This window comes from Streptomyces sp. HP-A2021 (genome assembly GCF_022807935.1).
Classification (GTDB): Bacteria; Actinomycetota; Actinomycetes; order Streptomycetales; family Streptomycetaceae; genus Streptomyces; species Streptomyces afghaniensis.
In genome coordinates, this window is sequence record NZ_CP094344.1 from 2,193,657 (window position 1) to 2,209,004 (window position 15,348).

At 71.9% G+C, this 15,348-nt stretch carries 12 protein-coding genes; 5 read left to right on the plus strand and 7 right to left on the minus strand.

From position 1 onward, the window contains the following. Positions 1-87: 87 nt before the first annotated feature. The 3 genes from MQE23_RS10110 to MQE23_RS10120 are packed head-to-tail and all read right to left on the minus strand — an operon-like array spanning position 88 to position 3,949. Positions 88-2,487: a molybdopterin cofactor-binding domain-containing protein gene (locus MQE23_RS10110; RefSeq protein WP_020275420.1), complete on the minus strand. Its 2,400-nt coding sequence runs from the start codon at positions 2,485-2,487 to the stop codon at positions 88-90. A gap of 2 nt (positions 2,488-2,489) precedes the next feature. Then, the gene (locus MQE23_RS10115) at positions 2,490-3,059 is read right to left on the minus strand and encodes a (2Fe-2S)-binding protein (protein ID WP_020275421.1); all 570 of its coding nucleotides are present in this window, start codon (positions 3,057-3,059) and stop codon (positions 2,490-2,492) included. Further along, on the minus strand, positions 3,059-3,949 hold the full coding sequence (locus MQE23_RS10120) for a xanthine dehydrogenase family protein subunit M (protein WP_243378920.1): 891 nt from the start codon (positions 3,947-3,949) through the stop codon (positions 3,059-3,061). Before MQE23_RS10120 ends, MQE23_RS10115 begins: the two co-directional genes overlap by 1 nt. Positions 3,950-4,266: 317 nt before the next feature. On the opposite strand from MQE23_RS10120, the gene MQE23_RS10125 reads away from it, so the two are divergent. Together MQE23_RS10125 and MQE23_RS10130 are read left to right on the plus strand one after the other, a co-directional pair. Then, the gene (locus MQE23_RS10125) at positions 4,267-5,940 is read left to right on the plus strand and encodes a PucR family transcriptional regulator ligand-binding domain-containing protein (RefSeq protein WP_243378921.1); all 1,674 of its coding nucleotides are present in this window, start codon (positions 4,267-4,269) and stop codon (positions 5,938-5,940) included. A 149-nt stretch (positions 5,941-6,089) separates the two neighbouring features. Next, a complete protein-coding gene (locus tag MQE23_RS10130; protein WP_037671860.1) occupies positions 6,090-6,869 on the plus strand; it encodes a hypothetical protein in 780 nt (259 codons plus the stop codon). Between the two features lie 339 nt (positions 6,870-7,208). Here the strand turns inward: MQE23_RS10130 and MQE23_RS10135 are convergent, their stop codons facing one another. After that, complete coding sequence (locus tag MQE23_RS10135; protein ID WP_243382562.1) at positions 7,209-7,994, minus strand: GntR family transcriptional regulator; 786 nt, start codon at positions 7,992-7,994, stop codon at positions 7,209-7,211. 212 nt (positions 7,995-8,206) lie between these two features. On the opposite strand from MQE23_RS10135, the gene MQE23_RS10140 reads away from it, so the two are divergent. Further along, the gene (locus MQE23_RS10140) at positions 8,207-9,058 is read left to right on the plus strand and encodes a (2Fe-2S)-binding protein (RefSeq protein ID WP_020275426.1); all 852 of its coding nucleotides are present in this window, start codon (positions 8,207-8,209) and stop codon (positions 9,056-9,058) included. Positions 9,059-9,372: 314 nt separating this feature from the next. Further along, complete coding sequence (locus tag MQE23_RS10145; protein WP_037671848.1) at positions 9,373-10,413, plus strand: DUF2637 domain-containing protein; 1,041 nt, start codon at positions 9,373-9,375, stop codon at positions 10,411-10,413. 90 nt (positions 10,414-10,503) lie between these two features. Here MQE23_RS10145 and MQE23_RS10150 read toward each other — a convergent pair whose 3' ends face one another. Together MQE23_RS10150 and MQE23_RS10155 are read right to left on the minus strand one after the other, a co-directional pair. Beyond that, positions 10,504-10,986: an ATP-binding protein gene (locus tag MQE23_RS10150; RefSeq protein ID WP_243378922.1), complete on the minus strand. Its 483-nt coding sequence runs from the start codon at positions 10,984-10,986 to the stop codon at positions 10,504-10,506. Positions 10,987-11,415: 429 nt separating this feature from the next. Next, positions 11,416-12,039 (minus strand): hypothetical protein, encoded by a 624-nt coding sequence (locus MQE23_RS10155; RefSeq protein ID WP_037671850.1) that lies wholly within the window; start codon positions 12,037-12,039, stop codon positions 11,416-11,418. A gap of 231 nt (positions 12,040-12,270) precedes the next feature. Here MQE23_RS10155 and MQE23_RS10160 point away from each other — a divergent pair, with 231 nt between their 5' ends. Beyond that, complete coding sequence (locus MQE23_RS10160; RefSeq protein WP_243378923.1) at positions 12,271-13,602, plus strand: helix-turn-helix transcriptional regulator; 1,332 nt, start codon at positions 12,271-12,273, stop codon at positions 13,600-13,602. Here the strand turns inward: MQE23_RS10160 and MQE23_RS10165 are convergent. Then, positions 13,599-15,341: a pyruvate dehydrogenase gene (locus MQE23_RS10165; protein ID WP_243378924.1), complete on the minus strand. Its 1,743-nt coding sequence runs from the start codon at positions 15,339-15,341 to the stop codon at positions 13,599-13,601. The genes MQE23_RS10160 and MQE23_RS10165 overlap by 4 nt on opposite strands. Positions 15,342-15,348 lie beyond the last annotated feature (7 nt).

A 15,348-nucleotide genomic window follows, 5' to 3' on the forward strand; every position in this document is an offset into this window, starting at 1 on the left:
GGGGTTGGGATGCACGACCCGGGGGACGGCCCGAGACGAACGAAAGGGGGTCCGGGGGACACGGTCCCCCGGACGGAGCTCTCCTGCTCAGGCCTCGGAGAGTGACGTACCCGTCAGGTGCTCGGGCCGTACCGGAGTCCGGTTCAGCTCGAGCCCGGTCGCGTTCCGGATGGCCGCGAGGACCGCCGGCGTGGACGACAGGGTGGGTGCCTCGCCCACGCCGCGCAGCCCGTACGGGGCGTGGTCGTCGGCGAGTTCGAGGACGTCGACCGGGATGGTCGGCGTGTCGAGGATGGTCGGGATCAGGTAGTCCGTGAAGGAGGGGTTCTTCACCTTCGCCGTCTTGGGGTCGACGATGATCTCCTCCATGACGGCCACGCCCAGGCCCTGTGTCGTGCCGCCCTGGATCTGGCCGAGCACGGACAGCGGGTTGAGCGCCTTGCCGACGTCCTGGGCGCAGGCCAGCTCGATGACCTTCACCAGGCCGAGCTCGGTGTCGACCTCGACGACGGCGCGGTGCGCGGCGAAGGAGTACTGGACGTGCCCGTTGCCCTGGCCGGTACGCAGGTCGAAGGGCTCGGTCGGCCGGTGCCGCCACTCCTCCTCGACCTCGACGGCGTCCTCGCCGAGGACGTCCACCAGGTCGGCCAGGACCTCGCCGCCGTCGGTGACGACCTTGCCGCCCTCCAGGAGCAGTTCGGCCGTGTCCCAGGCCGGGTGGTAGGTGCCGAACTTGCGGCGGCCGATCTCCAGCACCTTCTCGCGGACCAGCTCGCAGGCGTTCTTCACGGCACCACCGGTGACGTACGTCTGCCGGGAGGCCGACGTCGAACCGGCGCTGCCCACCTGCGTGTTGGCCGGGTGGATCGTCACCTGCGTGACGCCCAGCTCGGTGCGGGCGATCTGCGCGTGGACGGTGACGCCGCCCTGCCCGACCTCGGCCATGGCCGTGTGGACGGTGACCACGGGCTCGCCGCCGACGACCTCCATCCGGACCTTCGCGGTCGAGTAGTCGTCGAACCCCTCGGAGAAGCCCACGTTCTTGATGCCGACCGCGTAACCGACACCGCGTACGACGCCTTCACCGTGCGTGGTGTTGGACAGGCCGCCCGGCAGTTCCCGTAGGTCGGCGCCCTCGCTGGACTCCCACTGGCGCTCCGGCGGCATCGGCATCGCCTTGACGCGGCGCAGCAGTTCGGCGACCGGGGCCGGCGAGTCGACCGGCTGCCCGGTCGGCATGATGGTTCCCTGCTCCATGGCGTTGAGCTGCCGGAAGTCCACGGGGTCCATGCCGAGTTCCCTGGCCAGCTTGTCCATCTGCGCCTCGTAGGCGAAGCAGGCCTGGACCGCGCCGAAGCCGCGCATGGCGCCGCAGGGCGGGTTGTTGGTGTAGAGGGCGATGGCCTCGATGTCCACGTCGTCGATCACGTAGGGGCCGACGGACAGGGAGGAGGCGTTGCCGACGACGGCCGGGGAGGCGGAGGCGTAGGCGCCGCCGTCCAGGACGATCCGGCACTTCATGTGCGTGAGCTTGCCGTCCCTGGTCGCCCCGTGCTCGTAGTAGAGCTTGGCGGGGTGGCGGTGGACGTGTCCGAAGAACGACTCGAACCGGTTGTAGACGATCTTGACGGGCTTGCCCGTGCGCAGCGCCAGCAGGCAGGCGTGGATCTGCATGGACAGGTCCTCGCGGCCGCCGAACGCGCCGCCGACGCCGGACAGCGTCATCCGCACCTTGTCCTCGGGCAGGCCGAGCACGGGCGCGATCTGGCGCAGGTCGCTGTGCAGCCACTGGGTGGCGATGTAGAGGTGGACGCCGCCGTCCTCCTCCGGCACGGCGAGGCCGGACTCGGGGCCGAGGAAGGCCTGATCCTGCATGCCGAAGGTGTACTCGCCCTCGACGATCACGTCCGCCCGCTTGCGGGCCTGAGCCACGTCACCGCGGACGATCGGCTGGCGGTGGACGATGTTCGGGTGCGGGACGTGGCCGGCGTGGTGGTCGTCGCGGTTCTCGTGCACGAGGATCGCGTCCGGCGCGGTGGCCGACGCCTCGTCGGTGATGACGGGCAGTTCCCGGTAGTCCACCTTGATCTTCGCGGCGGCGCGGCGCGCGGTCTCCGGGTGGTCGGCGGCGACGACGGCGACCGGCTCGCCGTGGTGGCGGACCTTGCCGTGGGCGAGGACCGGGGTGTCCTGGATCTCCAGCCCGTAGTTCTTCACGTCGGTCGGCAGGTCGTCGTACGTCAGCACGGCGTAGACGCCCGGCGTGGCCAGGGCCTCGCTCGTGTCGATGGACACGATCTCGGCGTGCGCAACGGTCGAGCGGAGGATCTGGCCCCACAGCATGTCCTCGTGCCACATGTCGGACGAGTACGCGAACTCGCCGGTGACCTTGAGGGTGCCGTCCGGGCGGAGCGTGGACTCGCCGATGCCGCCCTTGGTCTGCGAGCCCTGGGTGATCTTGGTCGGGGTTCCGTTGGGGGAAGACATGATCAGACCGCCTCTCCCTGCCGGGCGGCCGCCAGGCGGACCGCGTCCATGATCTTCTCGTAGCCGGTGCAGCGGCACAGGTTGCCCGACAGGGCCTCGCGGATGTCCGCGTCGGTCGGCGTCGGGTTGCGCTCCAGCATCTCGTCGGCGGCGACCAGCAGACCCGGCGTGCAGAAGCCGCACTGGACGGCGCCGGCGTCGATGAACGCCTGCTGGACCGGGGAGAGCTCGGTGCCCTCGCCGGTCTGCGAGTCGCCCTTGGCCTGCCACTGCTGGGCGTTCTGCAACGACGTACCGCACGCGTCACTCGCGCAGGAGCGCTGCTTGGCGTAGTCGGCCAGCCCCTCGACGGTGACGACCTCGCGGCCCTCCACCTGCCCGGCGGCGACCAGACAGGAACACACCGGCACCCCGTCCAGCCGGACCGTGCACGACCCGCACTCGCCCTGCTCACAGGCGTTCTTCGAGCCCGGCAGCCCGAGCCGCTCCCTCAGTACGTACAGCAGGGACTCGCCCTCCCACACGTCGTCGGCTTCCTGCGGACGGCCGTTGACCGTGAAGTTGACGCGCATTACGCAGCTCCCTCGGTGGTGCGGCGGGCGCCGCGGTAGGACTCCCAGGTCCAGGTCAGCGTGCGGCGGGCCATGACGCCGACCGCGTGGCGGCGGTAGCTCGCGGTGCCCCGGACGTCGTCGATCGGGTTGCAGGCCGCGGAGCACAGATCCGCGAACTGCTTGGCGACGGACGGGGTGATGATCTTGCCGTTGTCCCAGAAGCCGCCCTCCTCCAGCGCGGCGTTCAGGAACTCCTCGGCGGTCTTGGCCCGAACGGGTGTCGGTGCGGCCGAACCGATGCCGGTCCGTACGGTCCGCGTCCGCGGGTGCAGCGCGAGTCCGAAGGCGCACACGGCGATGACCATCGCGTTCCGGGTCCCCACCTTGGAGAACTGCTGCGGCCCGTCGGCCTTCTTCACGTGCACGGCGCGGATCAGCTCATCGGGGGCCAGCGCGTTGCGCTTCACACCCGTGTAGAACGCGTCGATCGGGATGCGCCGCACCCCGCGCACCGACTCCACCTCCACCTCGGCGCCCGCGGCGAGCAGGGCCGGGTGGGCGTCGCCGGCCGGGGAGGCGGTGCCGAGGTTGCCGCCGACGCCGCCGCGGTTGCGGATCTGCGGGGAGGCGACCGTGTGCGAGGCGAGGGCGAGCCCCGGCAGCTCGGCGCGCAGGTTCTCCATGATCTTCGTGTAGGGCACGGAGGCACCCAGCCGCACGCTCTCCTCGCCGACCTCCCACTCGCAGAGGTCGCCGATGCGGTTCAGGTCCATGAGGTACTCGGGCCGGCGGTGGTCGAAGTTGATCTCGACCATCACGTCGGTGCCACCCGCAATCGGCACAACGGTGGGATGCTCGGCTTTCGCGGCGAGCGCCTCCTCCCAGCTGGCGGGGCGAAGGAAGTCCATGACCGGCTCTCTTCTTCGTCTTCTCGTGGGGCGTTCAGATTGAGCCAATCCGTGTGCGGCGGTCCCGGCTCGTTCATGTGCTGTTTACGCGTAGTGGACTCAGTACACAGGCCGGTGCTCCGGAGGGGTCAGTCACGGAAACCATGAAGGAGTTGGCTGGCCAGGACGGGCATCTTGTAGATTCATATGAACGGAGGCCATCAGAAACCTCCTCGTTTTCCTGTGGAAACGCGCGACACAGCCGCGTGACCTGGGACACAGCCAGGACCGGCAAGATCCACCATGGATTTCGAGACAAAGAACGGCGGCGACGAGAAATGCGGCTGCGCGCACTGCTGGACACCGACGCGCTGGGCCTCAAGCTGCTCGGCGGCGAGGACGAGCTGGACCGCACCGTGCGCGGTGTGATGACCACCGACCTGCGCGACCCCAGCCGCTACCTCTCGGGCGGCGAGCTGGTGCTCACGGGCCTGGCCTGGCGCCGGGACGCCGCGGACTCGGAGCCGTTCGTGCGGATCCTGGTGCAGGAGGGGGTCACGGCCCTCGCCGCGGGCGAGGCCGAACTCGGGGACGTACCGGACGACCTGGTCGAGGCCTGCGCCCGCCACCGCCTCCCGCTCTTCGCGGTGCACGAGTCGGTGGCGTTCGCGACGATCACCGAGCACGTCGTACGGCAGGTCTCCGGCGAGCGTGCCGGAGACCTCGCGGCCGTGGTCGACCGCCACCGCCGGATGATGACGTCGGGCCCGGCGGGCGGCGGCCCGGACGTGGTCCTGGACCTCCTGGGCTCGGACCTGGACCTGCGCGCCTGGGTCCTCTCCCCCACCGGCCGCCTGATCGCGGGCCCGAAGACGTCGGGTCCCGCCCTCACCGCGGAGGCCTGCGGCCGGCTGGCGGCGGAACACCTGACCGCCACCCGCACGGGCCGCCGCGCCCCGCACCGCGTCCTCCTGGGCGGCACGACCTACTCCCTCTTCCCCATCCGCTCGACGGGCCGCGCCCCGCAGACCGCGCGGGACGCCCGCGAGACCGTCCTGTCCGACTGGCTGCTGGCCGTAGAGGCGGACGCCGGGGACTGGGCGGAGGAGCGCCTCGACCTGCTGTACGGCGTCACTCAGCTGATCGCGGTCGAGCGGGACCGCCGCGACGCCGCCCGCACGGTCCGCCGCCGGCTCGCCCAGGAGGTCCTGGAACTCGTCCAGACGGGCGCGGCCCCTGCGGAGATCGCCGCCCGCCTCCGGGTGGCCGCCCCGGTCCTGCTGCCCGGCCTCGGCGCCGCGCCGCACTGGCAGGTGATCGTGGCCCGCGTCGACTGGGACGGCGCCGAGATCGAGCAGGGCCCGGTCGCCCAGGCCCTGCTGGAGGAGATCCTGGTGGACCCCCTGTCGGCCGGCCCGGAGCACTCCGACCGCATCGCCGTGGCCCACACGGGCGACGAGGCCGTCGCCCTCGTCCCGCTCCCCGCCGTCTCGACGGAGCACGACGGCTCCGAGACCGGCGTCCTCGCGGACGCGCTCCTGGAGTCCGTACGGGACCCCCTGACGGCCGGTCTGGACGACGACGGCCGTCTCACACTGGGCGTCAGCGCGGCCGTGCACTCGGCGGAGGGCCTGCGCGGCGCGCTGGAGGAGGCCCGCCACGCCCGCCGGGTGGCGGCGGCCCGCCCGGGCCGGGTCTGCGCGGCGGGCCACCAGGAACTGGCCTCCCACGTCCTCCTCCTCCCCTTCGTCCCGGACGACGTCCGCCGCGCCTTCACGGCCCGCCTGCTGGACCCCCTGCGCGACTACGACCGCCGCCACCGCGCCGAACTGATCCCCACGCTGGAGGCGTTCCTGGACTGCGACGGCTCCTGGACGCGCTGCGCCACCCGGCTGCACCTCCACGTCAACACCCTGCGCTACCGGGTAGGACGAATCGAGCAGTTGACGAGCCGTGACCTGTCCCGCCTCGAAGACAAGCTGGACTTCTTCCTGGCGCTGCGGATGAGCTGAGACACGGGGCGTCCCGGCCCAAACACGAGACGCCCCGGAGTCCCACGACTTTGTGAAATCCTTCACCCACCCTCTTGGCCCGGCCCCGCGATTCGTGCTGAGATGCCGCCACCACTCAACAGCTCGATGGCGTGCTCGGGGAGGGCAACGTGGCGCATTCCGCCATGTCTGGTAACGGAACGACCGCCGGTGACGATCCCCTCCAGACCGCGGTATGGCGGCTGCGCTCACGCGCGTGCTGGGCCGACGCGGCCGCCCTGCTCCTGCCGGACACCCCCGCGGCGGCGCTGCAACGCGCGTCGCTGCTGGTGGAACGGTGTCTGTACACGGAGCAGGGCTGGGAGGAGGCCGAGGACGCCCTGCGCACGGCGGAGGCGCTGGCCCACAGCGACGACGAGCGGGGCGCGGCCGCTTGTGAACGCGGGTACTTGGCCTACGCCGCGACGGTGCTCACGGTGCGCGACCGGGCCGACGAGGCGCGGGCGGCGCTGGGGCGGGCCGCGGCGCTGATCCCTCCGGGGGCTCCGCAGCGGGCCCTGCTGGACTTCCGTCGCGGGTTGCTCGCGGAGAACCTGACACGTTCCCCGCAGGCGGCGCGGGCCGCGTATCGCCGTGCGCACGCGGGGGCGACGGCACAGTCCGACCCGTTGCTGCTGTCGTTCACGTGGCGGCACCTGGCCGGACTCGCGTTGTGGGACGGGGAGTTGGCGGAGGCGCGGCACGGTTTCGCGGAGTCGCTGCGGATCCGTGAGGAGCTGGGTTATCTCGTCGGCACGGCACCGGCGCTGGTGTCGCTCGCCGACACGGAGACGGAGCCGGAGGCGTCGCGACTGCGGGAGGAGGCACGGCGGTTGTTCCGGTTGCTCGGGGGTGTGCCGACGTGGCTGGCCCGGCAGCTGGCCCCGGCCCCTCCAGCGGCGACAGCTTGACGGCGTTCGAAGGTACCCGGCGTTGTCACTGAGGCCGGGTGGGTCCGCAGCCCGGCGGAGCGGGGTGCCGCTGCGCCCACCCGTGCCGCCTGGGGGCACCTCCCAGGCCCTTAAGGCACTGGGGGAGGCACGACTGCCCGCAGCTAAGCCGAGACGCGCCCGCACCCGCCGACGCACGGAAGGGGACGTGTCGGGGGGTGTCCGCCCGCAGCGGTCGGCGCGTCAACGGACAGCCAGTCGGGGTCCGACCCCCTCGCGCCGTTCCGAGGACGGGCACCCCCCGGCGCGGCCCCGACCCACCACCCGGCGTCAGGCGCAAACGGCGCGCGCGGACACCACTCACCCCGCGCCCGCGAAGTGCTCCCCCACCAGCGCCCGCACCACATCCAGATCCCGGGCGATCAACGCGTCCAGCAACGCCGTGTGTTCGTGCGCGTCCGCCACCAGATCGGCCCGGCCCCGCATCCCCGGCCCGCTCCCCACCAGCGGCCACTGCGCCCGCCGGTGCAGGTCCTCCGCGATCTGGACCAGCTGCTCGTTCCCGGAGAGGGACAGCACCGCCCGGTGGAACCCCCGGTCGGACTCCGCGTAGGTCGCACGGCAGCCGGAGGACGCCGCGCGGACCGTCGCCTCGGCGAGGGGACGCAGCTCGGCCCAGCGCTCCGCCGGCACGGTACGGGCCAGCCGCAGCATCACCGGCACCTCGATCAGCGCCCGCACCTCGGCCAGCTCCGCCAGCTCCCGCGCTCCCCGCTCGACCACCCGGAACCCACGGTTCGGCACGACCTCGACGGCACCCTCCAGGGCCAGCTGCTGCATGGCCTCCCGCACCGGCGTCGCCGAAACCCCGAACCGCTCCCCCAGCACCGGCGCCGAGTACACCTCCCCGGGCCTCAGGTCCCCGGCCACCAGCGCGGCCCGCAGCGCATCGACGATCTGCCCACGCACCGAGGACCGCTGAACGACAGGCCGCCCCCGCGGAACGGCCGGCAGGACCGGCTCACTGTGCGTGTGCTCACCCCGCACCACCTCGACACCGGCTCCAGGCCTCACCCGACCCGCATCAGCAGCCCCAGCCTGCTGTGGCACCCGGACCTGCCCACCCGGCACGTCTCCCCTCGGCACCTCTCCCCCAGGCACCTCCGCCCCGGCGGAACCCTGCGCGCCCTGCTTCACGGCTCGGCTCCTCCTCCGGACGTATCGGTACTTGGGGTCATTACGGCGGGTTGTTACTCGTCCGTCAAGCACCATAAGCGCACCGGCCGCCAGTTCAAATCCCAGCGATCTTGGGTAAGGTAAGCCTTACCTTCAAACGCCTCACGCGGACCGGTGATCACATGCCCCTGCCCCCTTCGGCCCTCTCCGGCGCGTACGCCCGGCTGACCGAGGTCCTCCCGGGGCTGGCCATCACCGAACTGACCGCCGAGGACGAGACCCCCCAGGGCGGCAACTGGACCACCGCCGCCGCGCTCGCGGAAGCCGGCCCCGGCCTCGACGCCTACCTGTCCTGGGACGACGCCCAGATACACCGGGACTACGGCCGGCAGGCGCGGCCCGACGTGATCGCCAGCTTCGGCCTGCACCGGTACGCCTGGCCCGCCTGCCTCCTGATCACCGTCCCCTGGTTCCTGCACCGCCGCGTGCCCCGCTACCCGGTGACGCACGTCTCGTACGACCGCACCGCCCCCGCCCACCCCGTCGGCCACCTGGCCGTCCGCCCGGCCGGCTTCGCCTGTCTGCCCGGCGACGAGGCGGCCGCACTGCCCGGCGCCCGGGTCGTCCCGGACGAGGAGGCACTGCGGGCCGAGGTGCGGTCGGCGGTCGCGGAGCACCTGGAGCCGGTCCTGGCCGGTTTCGGCCCCCGGATGCGGCGCCGCGGCCGGGCGCTGTGGGGTATGGCGACGGACGAGATCGTCGAGGGGCTCTGGTACGTCGCCCAGCTGCTCGGCGAGATCGAGGAGCGGCGTGCGATGCGCGAGCTGGAGCTGCTCCTGCCGGGCGCGACCAAGCCGTACGTGGGCACTGCGGCCTTCCGCGAACTGACCGGCCCCGACGGCGAGCCGCTGCGCACCCGGGACCGCGCGAGCTGCTGCATGTTCTACACCCTGCGCCCCGAGGACACCTGCGCCACCTGCCCGCGCACCTGTGACGCCGACCGGGTCACCAAGCTGCTGGCCACGGCCAGTTGAGGCAACCCCGGGCAGACCGGGACAGAGCAGTCCCACCACCCCGGTAGGATCATCGCCGAACCGGCCACCCACTCGCGCGCAGCCGATTCACTCCCTCCTCACGGGTCACGGAAACTTTCCGGGGAACCACCCGTACGGGTACTCTTCTTCGAACTCAACTCCTGCCCCTCAAGCGGCAGTTCGAGCAGAATGCCGCCCTGGGCAATCCCTTGCACTTCCTTGGCGGCCTCTTGCCCCGAAACCCCCTGAGGGCCGGTGGGATTGGGCCACTATGGCGGGCGTTACGCCCTATCCCAATGCAAGGGACCACCCAGATGAGACTGACCGACATATCGCTGAACTGGCTGCTTCCGGGCGCCGTGCTTCTCCTGGGCATGCTGGCGGCGGTGGCGGTGCTCGCGCGCGGCAAGCGCTCCTCGGTCAAGGACACGAGCGCGGACGATTCCTGGGAGCGCAGCGAGGAACGCCGCAGACGCAAAGAGGCCCTTTACGGCACCGTCTCCTACGTCCTCCTGTTCTGCTGCGCGGCCGTCGCCGCCGCGCTTTCCTTCCACGGCCTGGTCGGCTTCGGCGAGCAGAACCTCGGCCTGTCCAACGGCTGGCAGTACCTCGTCCCGTTCGGCCTGGACGGCGCGGCGATGTTCTGCTCCGTACTCGCGGTGCGCGAGGCCAGCCACGGTGACGCGGCGCTCGGCTCGCGGATACTGGTATGGACGTTCGCGCTCGCCGCGGCCTGGTTCAACTGGGTGCACGCGCCCAGGGGCGTCGGCCACGACGGCGCTCCCCACTTCTTCGCCGGCATGTCGCTCTCGGCGGCGGTGCTCTTCGACCGCGCGCTGAAGCAGACCCGCCGGGCCGCCCTGCGCGAGCAGGGCCTGGTGCCGCGCCCGCTGCCGCAGATCCGTATCGTGCGCTGGCTGCGGGCCCCCCGGGAGACGTACAAGGCCTGGTCGCTGATGCTTCTGGAGGGTGTGCGCAGCCTGGACGAGGCCGTCGACGAGGTGCGCGACGACAAGCGCAAGAAGGACGAGGCCCGGCAGCGGCGGCGCGACCAGCAGCGCGTGGAGCGCGCCCAGTTGAAGGCGATCAGCCGCGGGCACCGCGGCCACCTCGGCCGTGGTGGCGGCCGGCAGCTGGAGGTGCAGGTGGAGCGCGGCTCCTCGCAGGTCTCCGCGGAGCCTGCCATATCCGCGCCGGAACAACTGCCCGTCCGCTCGCGTCCCTCCCTTCAGCCCGTCCGCCATGGAGCTGACCCGGTGACCGTCGACCTAACCGCGGAGGACGACACGCAGGCGCTGCCGCGCCTCGACTCGCTGGAGCGCAAGCTCAAGGACCTGGAGCAGCAGTTCGGCTGACCTGGCCGCACTCGGACAGAGCCGGGAAGGGGCGTGGCCTGCGGGCCGCGCCCCTTTCTCCGTTCCTCATCCTCCGTGCCGCTCCGTTGTTCACGCCGCCTCGGCCTCCAGCTCGAACCAGACGGCTTTGCCCACTCCGTGCGGCCTGACGCCCCAGGCGTCCGCGAGGGACTGCACCAGGAACAGGCCTCTGCCGTTCGTACCGTCGTCGGCGACCGGTACGCGCAGCCGGGGTCTGCGGGCCACGAAGTCCCGTACCTCCACCCGTAGTCCACGGGGTCCGACGGTGGCCGTCAGGACCGCGTCGTGGTCGGTGTGGACGATCGCGTTGGTGACGAGTTCACTGGTGAGCAGTTCCGCCACGTCCGCTCGTGCGGTCCTCCCCCACTGCCCGAGCAGTTCTCGCAGGGCCCTGCGGGCTTCCGGCACGGCCCGTAGGTCCGCCCGCCCGAGCCTGCGCCTCAACTGAGGTGCCGCCACCTGCTCCGTGACGTCTTCGGTCTGGTCCTCCGCCGTCTTCGCCGAGAAGGCCCCGATCGTTATGGGACCGCCTCCTCGTGCCTGCCTCTCCATGACCCCCGCCCGCGCGCCGATGTCGGTTCCCCTCCTGCTCGAACACGTTCACGGGGATCCATGCCCCGTCGGGCACGCGGCAGTCATCTCGAATCGTCAACGACCGGGTGTTCGGCCATCCGGCCGGGACCGGCTGGCCGGACGGACCGGCCCTGAGCGGTGCGGCGGCGCGGAAAGGGGAGACAAGAGGGCAGCCGGTGGTCGTCCCGCGGCGGATCCTGACCGCCGGAGATCGGACGAACTGCCGACGGCCGGCTGCCGTTCCTTCCGTACGCGGCGAAGCCGCGGGGCGACTGGTCCCCGTGCGCCGCGGTCCGGTGAAGTTGGCCGAAGTACGACGGTCTTCCCGGGGTTCCCGGCCGGTACGGGGCCGTCCTCCCCACCCCCGTGGCGGAGGACGGCCCCGGTCCTTCTCGGGTGGCCGCGCGGTCAGTACAGCTTGTTGACGGCGGTGGTCGTCGTCTTCTTGAAGGCGGCCACGGGCGCGTCGTCGAAGTCGCCCATCTGTCCCCACTGCACGACGGTGACGGTCCTGCCGTCCCGCCCGACGGACAGCAGCGAGATGTCCGTGGCGCCCCAGGACGTCTCGGTGTGCAGGCCGCGGACGCGGGCGCCCTCCTCGACCGGCAGTGAACCGTAGTCCCGGCCCTCGGCCTCGACGTCCGGAGAGGTCTCCTCGATGCGGTCGGCGCAGGTGCGGATCAGGTCGTCGTAGTGCTTCGCCAGGGCCTTGGCCTGGGCGGCTGTGCCCGTCACGACGGTCAACTGCACGGCGCTGGTTTCCAGGTCGGTCCGGAACTCCCGGTGCCGGTAGTCGTAGTCGAGCACGCCCTCCGTGCTCACGCAGGAGCCGAGTCCCTCCGGGAACCCGTCGGTGACCGGGCCGGCCGTCCAGGCCGAGCTCGGGTGCGGCGGCAGCTGGGACGCCGACAGGAACTTCGGTGCGGCGGCCTTCGGCGCGGCACCGGCGGCCGGTGCCGTGAGGACCGTGCCCGCCGCGAGGGCGGCGACGGTCAGGGCGGTGAGAGCGCTTGCTCGGATGCGCATGGGCATGGGTGTTCCCCCGTGGACGAGTGCGTGGATGTGGATGCCGCGGCGAGGCCGGCTGGTCGGCCCGGGCCTGGTCGGTGCGACACCAAGAGCATCAGCGGTCCCACCGCCCGGATGCAACAGCTCGCATCCGATCCGGCACGGTGGAACCATCCCAGCCCGTCTGACGTGCAGGTACATGGGGTGCCTGGGATGCCGTTCCGGGCCGGGCCGAGCCGAAAGGACGGGGGAACGGTGTCGGTACAGGACGGCGTCGACGACGTCGGGGAGTTCGCGGCGCTGCTGAGGACGCTGAAGGAGCGCACGGACCGCAGTTACGGTTCACTGGCCCGCCGCCTGAACATGAACACCTCGACCCTGCACCGCTACTGCGCGGGCGAGGCGGTCCCGCTCGACTTCGCGCCCGTGGAGCGCTTCGCCGCCCTGTGCGGGGCGTCAGCGGAGGAACGTCTGGAGCTGCACCGCCGCTGGCTCCTCGCGGTGGCGGCGCGGCAGCGTCCTCGGCCGGCGAGCGCTGCCGGTCCGGCGGAGACGGGCACGGACACGGATACGGATACGGACACCGACACCGACACCGACACCGACACGGCGGACGGCCCTGTCGAAAGCCCTGCGGAAGCGGACTCGCTCCCCGGCCTCCCCTGGTACCGCCGCGGACGCGTCGCGGTCGGACTGGCCGCCGCCTGCGCGGTGTTGGCGGCGCTCGGGAGCCTCGCCGCGCTGCCGGACGGGCGACGTGCGTCCGCCGGCGACCGGCCCGGCACTGCCGCTCCGGCCCCGTCCGGTACGGCGAAGACGGAAGCCCCGGACGGGAAGAGCCCCTCCCCTGCCCCGAGCGGCACCTCCCCCGCTCCGCGGCGGTCTTCACCCTCCGCCACCCCGAAGCGGCTGAAGCCCTCCCCGTCCCCCTCCGTCCGCACCACCCCGCCCGCCGGCAAGACCGCCTCCGCCCCACCCCTCACCTGGTCCGCCGACTCCCAGGCGTGGAAGCTCGGCTGTGGTCACGACTACGTCGTCGCCAAGCCGCCCGCGCAGGTGCCCCCGCCGCCCGTCCCGCAGGACGCCGGGGTCTGGGCCGCGTCGCAGAACGCGGTGCACGGCGGCGAGACGCTCGTGCGGCTGTCCGTCCAGGGGCGGACCGACACGGCCGTCGTGCTGGAGGCGCTGCGCGTACGCGTGGTGGGACGCTCGGCACCCGCGCCGGGCAACGCCTATGCCATGGACCAGGGCTGCGGCGGTTCGATCACCCCGCGCTCCTTCGACGTGAACCTGGACAAGGACCGCCCCATCGCCCGCGCGGTGGCCGGGAGCGACGCGGGTACGCCGATCCCGGCGGTGCGCATGCCCTACCGGGTCTCCGCCCGCGACCCCGAGGTGCTGCTGGTCAACGCCAGGACCCAGGGGTGCGACTGCCGCTGGTACCTGGAGCTCGACTGGTCCTCCCAGGGCCGCAAGGGCACCGTCCGCATCGACGACGCCGGCCGCCCGTTCCGGACCAGCGGCATCAAGGGCCTGCCCCGCTACACGTACGACACCTCCGAACGCCGGTGGGCGCCCTACGGCTAGAGCCGGGGCACGTTGCGCAGGTTGGAGCGGGCCATCTGCACCATCCGGCCGACCCCGCCGTCCAGCACCATCTTGGATGCGGACAGGGCGAACCCGGTCACCATCTCGGCCTTGATCTTCGGCGGGATGGACAGGGCGTTGGGGTCGGTGACGACGTCGACGAGGGCCGGGCCCTTGTGCTTGAAGGCGTCCTTCAGTGCCCCGGCGAGGTCCTTGGGCTTCTCGACGCGTACCCCGTAGGCACCGCAGGCGCGGGCGACGGCGGCGAAGTCGGGGTTCTTGTTGGTGGTGCCGTAGGACGGGAGTCCGGCGACCAGCATCTCCAACTCGACCATGCCGAGGGAGGAGTTGTTGAAGAGGACGACCTTGACCGGGAGGTCGTACTGCACCAGCGTCAGGAAGTCGCCCATCAGCATGGAGAACCCGCCGTCGCCGGACATCGACACGACCTGCCGCCCCCGGTCGGTGAACTGCGCGCCGATCGCCATGGGCAGCGCGTTGGCCATCGAGCCGTGGGAGAAGGAACCGATGACGCGACGGCGGCCGTTGGGTGAGATGTAGCGGGCGGCCCAGACGTTGCACATGCCGGTGTCGACGGTGAACACGGCGTCGTCGGAGGCGACTTCGTCGAGCACGGACGCCACGTACTCGGGGTGGATCGGCACGTGCTTGTCGACCTTGCGGGTGTACGCCTTCACCACCCCCTCCAGCGCGTCCGCGTGCTTCTTCAGCATCCGTTCGAGGAAGCGCCGGTTCTTCTTCTCCCGCACCCTCGGGATGAGGCAGCGCAGCGTCTCCCGCACGTCCCCCCACACCGCGAGGTCCAGTTTCGAGCGGCGGCCGAGGTGTTCGGGCCGGACGTCGACCTGGGCGATCTTCACGTCGTCGGGGAGGAAGGCGTTGTACGGGAAGTCCGTGCCGAGCAGGATCAGCAGGTCGCACTCGTGGGTGGCCTCGTAGGCGGCGCCGTACCCGAGCAGCCCGCTCATCCCGACGTCGAACGGATTGTCGTACTGGATCCACTCCTTGCCGCGCAGCGCGTGCCCCACCGGAGACTTGATCTTCCCGGCGAACTCCATGACCTCGGCGTGCGCGCCGGCCGTGCCGCTGCCGCAGAACAGGGTGACCTTGTCGGCGTCGTCGATCATCTCGACGAGCCGGTCGATCTCGGCGTCGCCGGGGCGGACGGTCGGCCGGGCGGTGACGAGGGCGGTCTCGGCGGCCTTCTCCGGGGCGGGCTCGGCGGCGATGTCGCCGGGCAGGGAGACGACGCTGACGCCGGAGCGGCCGACGGCGTTCTGGATGGCGGTCTGGAGGAGCCGGGGCATCTGCTTCGGGCTGGAGATCAGCTCGCTGTAGTGGCTGCACTCGCGGAACAGCTGGTCGGGGTGGGTTTCCTGGAAGTAGCCGAGGCCGATCTCGCTGGACGGGATGTGCGAGGCGAGGGCGAGGACCGGGGCCATGGAGCGGTGGGCGTCGTAGAGGCCGTTGATGAGATGGAGGTTGCCGGGCCCGCAGGAGCCGGCGCAGGCGGCGAGCTTGCCGGTGATCTGCGCTTCCGCCCCGGCGGCGAAGGCGGCGGTCTCCTCGTGCCGCACGTGGATCCAGTCGATGGCGGAGTTGCGGCGGACGGCGTCCACGACCGGGTTGAGGCTGTCGCCGACGACTCCGTAGAGGCGTTTGACTCCGGCACGCGTCAGGATGTCGACGAACTGTTCCGCGACGTTCTGTTTGGCCATGTCTCTC

What these genes read in the sequence shown, in the direction of transcription:
- MQE23_RS10110 (WP_020275420.1), bottom strand. Translation starts at nt 2,487, where the DNA reads ATGTCTTCCCCCAACGGAACCCCGACCAAGATCACCCAGGGCTCGCAG.
- MQE23_RS10115 (WP_020275421.1), bottom strand. Translation starts at nt 3,059, where the DNA reads ATGCGCGTCAACTTCACGGTCAACGGCCGTCCGCAGGAAGCCGACGAC.
- MQE23_RS10120 (WP_243378920.1), bottom strand. Translation starts at nt 3,949, where the DNA reads ATGGACTTCCTTCGCCCCGCCAGCTGGGAGGAGGCGCTCGCCGCGAAA.
- MQE23_RS10125 (WP_243378921.1), top strand. Translation starts at nt 4,267, where the DNA reads ATGCGGCTGCGCGCACTGCTGGACACCGACGCGCTGGGCCTCAAGCTG.
- MQE23_RS10140 (WP_020275426.1), top strand. Translation starts at nt 8,207, where the DNA reads ATGCCCCTGCCCCCTTCGGCCCTCTCCGGCGCGTACGCCCGGCTGACC.
- MQE23_RS10145 (WP_037671848.1), top strand. Translation starts at nt 9,373, where the DNA reads ATGAGACTGACCGACATATCGCTGAACTGGCTGCTTCCGGGCGCCGTG.
- MQE23_RS10150 (WP_243378922.1), bottom strand. Translation starts at nt 10,986, where the DNA reads ATGGAGAGGCAGGCACGAGGAGGCGGTCCCATAACGATCGGGGCCTTC.
- MQE23_RS10155 (WP_037671850.1), bottom strand. Translation starts at nt 12,039, where the DNA reads ATGCCCATGCGCATCCGAGCAAGCGCTCTCACCGCCCTGACCGTCGCC.
- MQE23_RS10165 (WP_243378924.1), bottom strand. Translation starts at nt 15,341, where the DNA reads ATGGCCAAACAGAACGTCGCGGAACAGTTCGTCGACATCCTGACGCGT.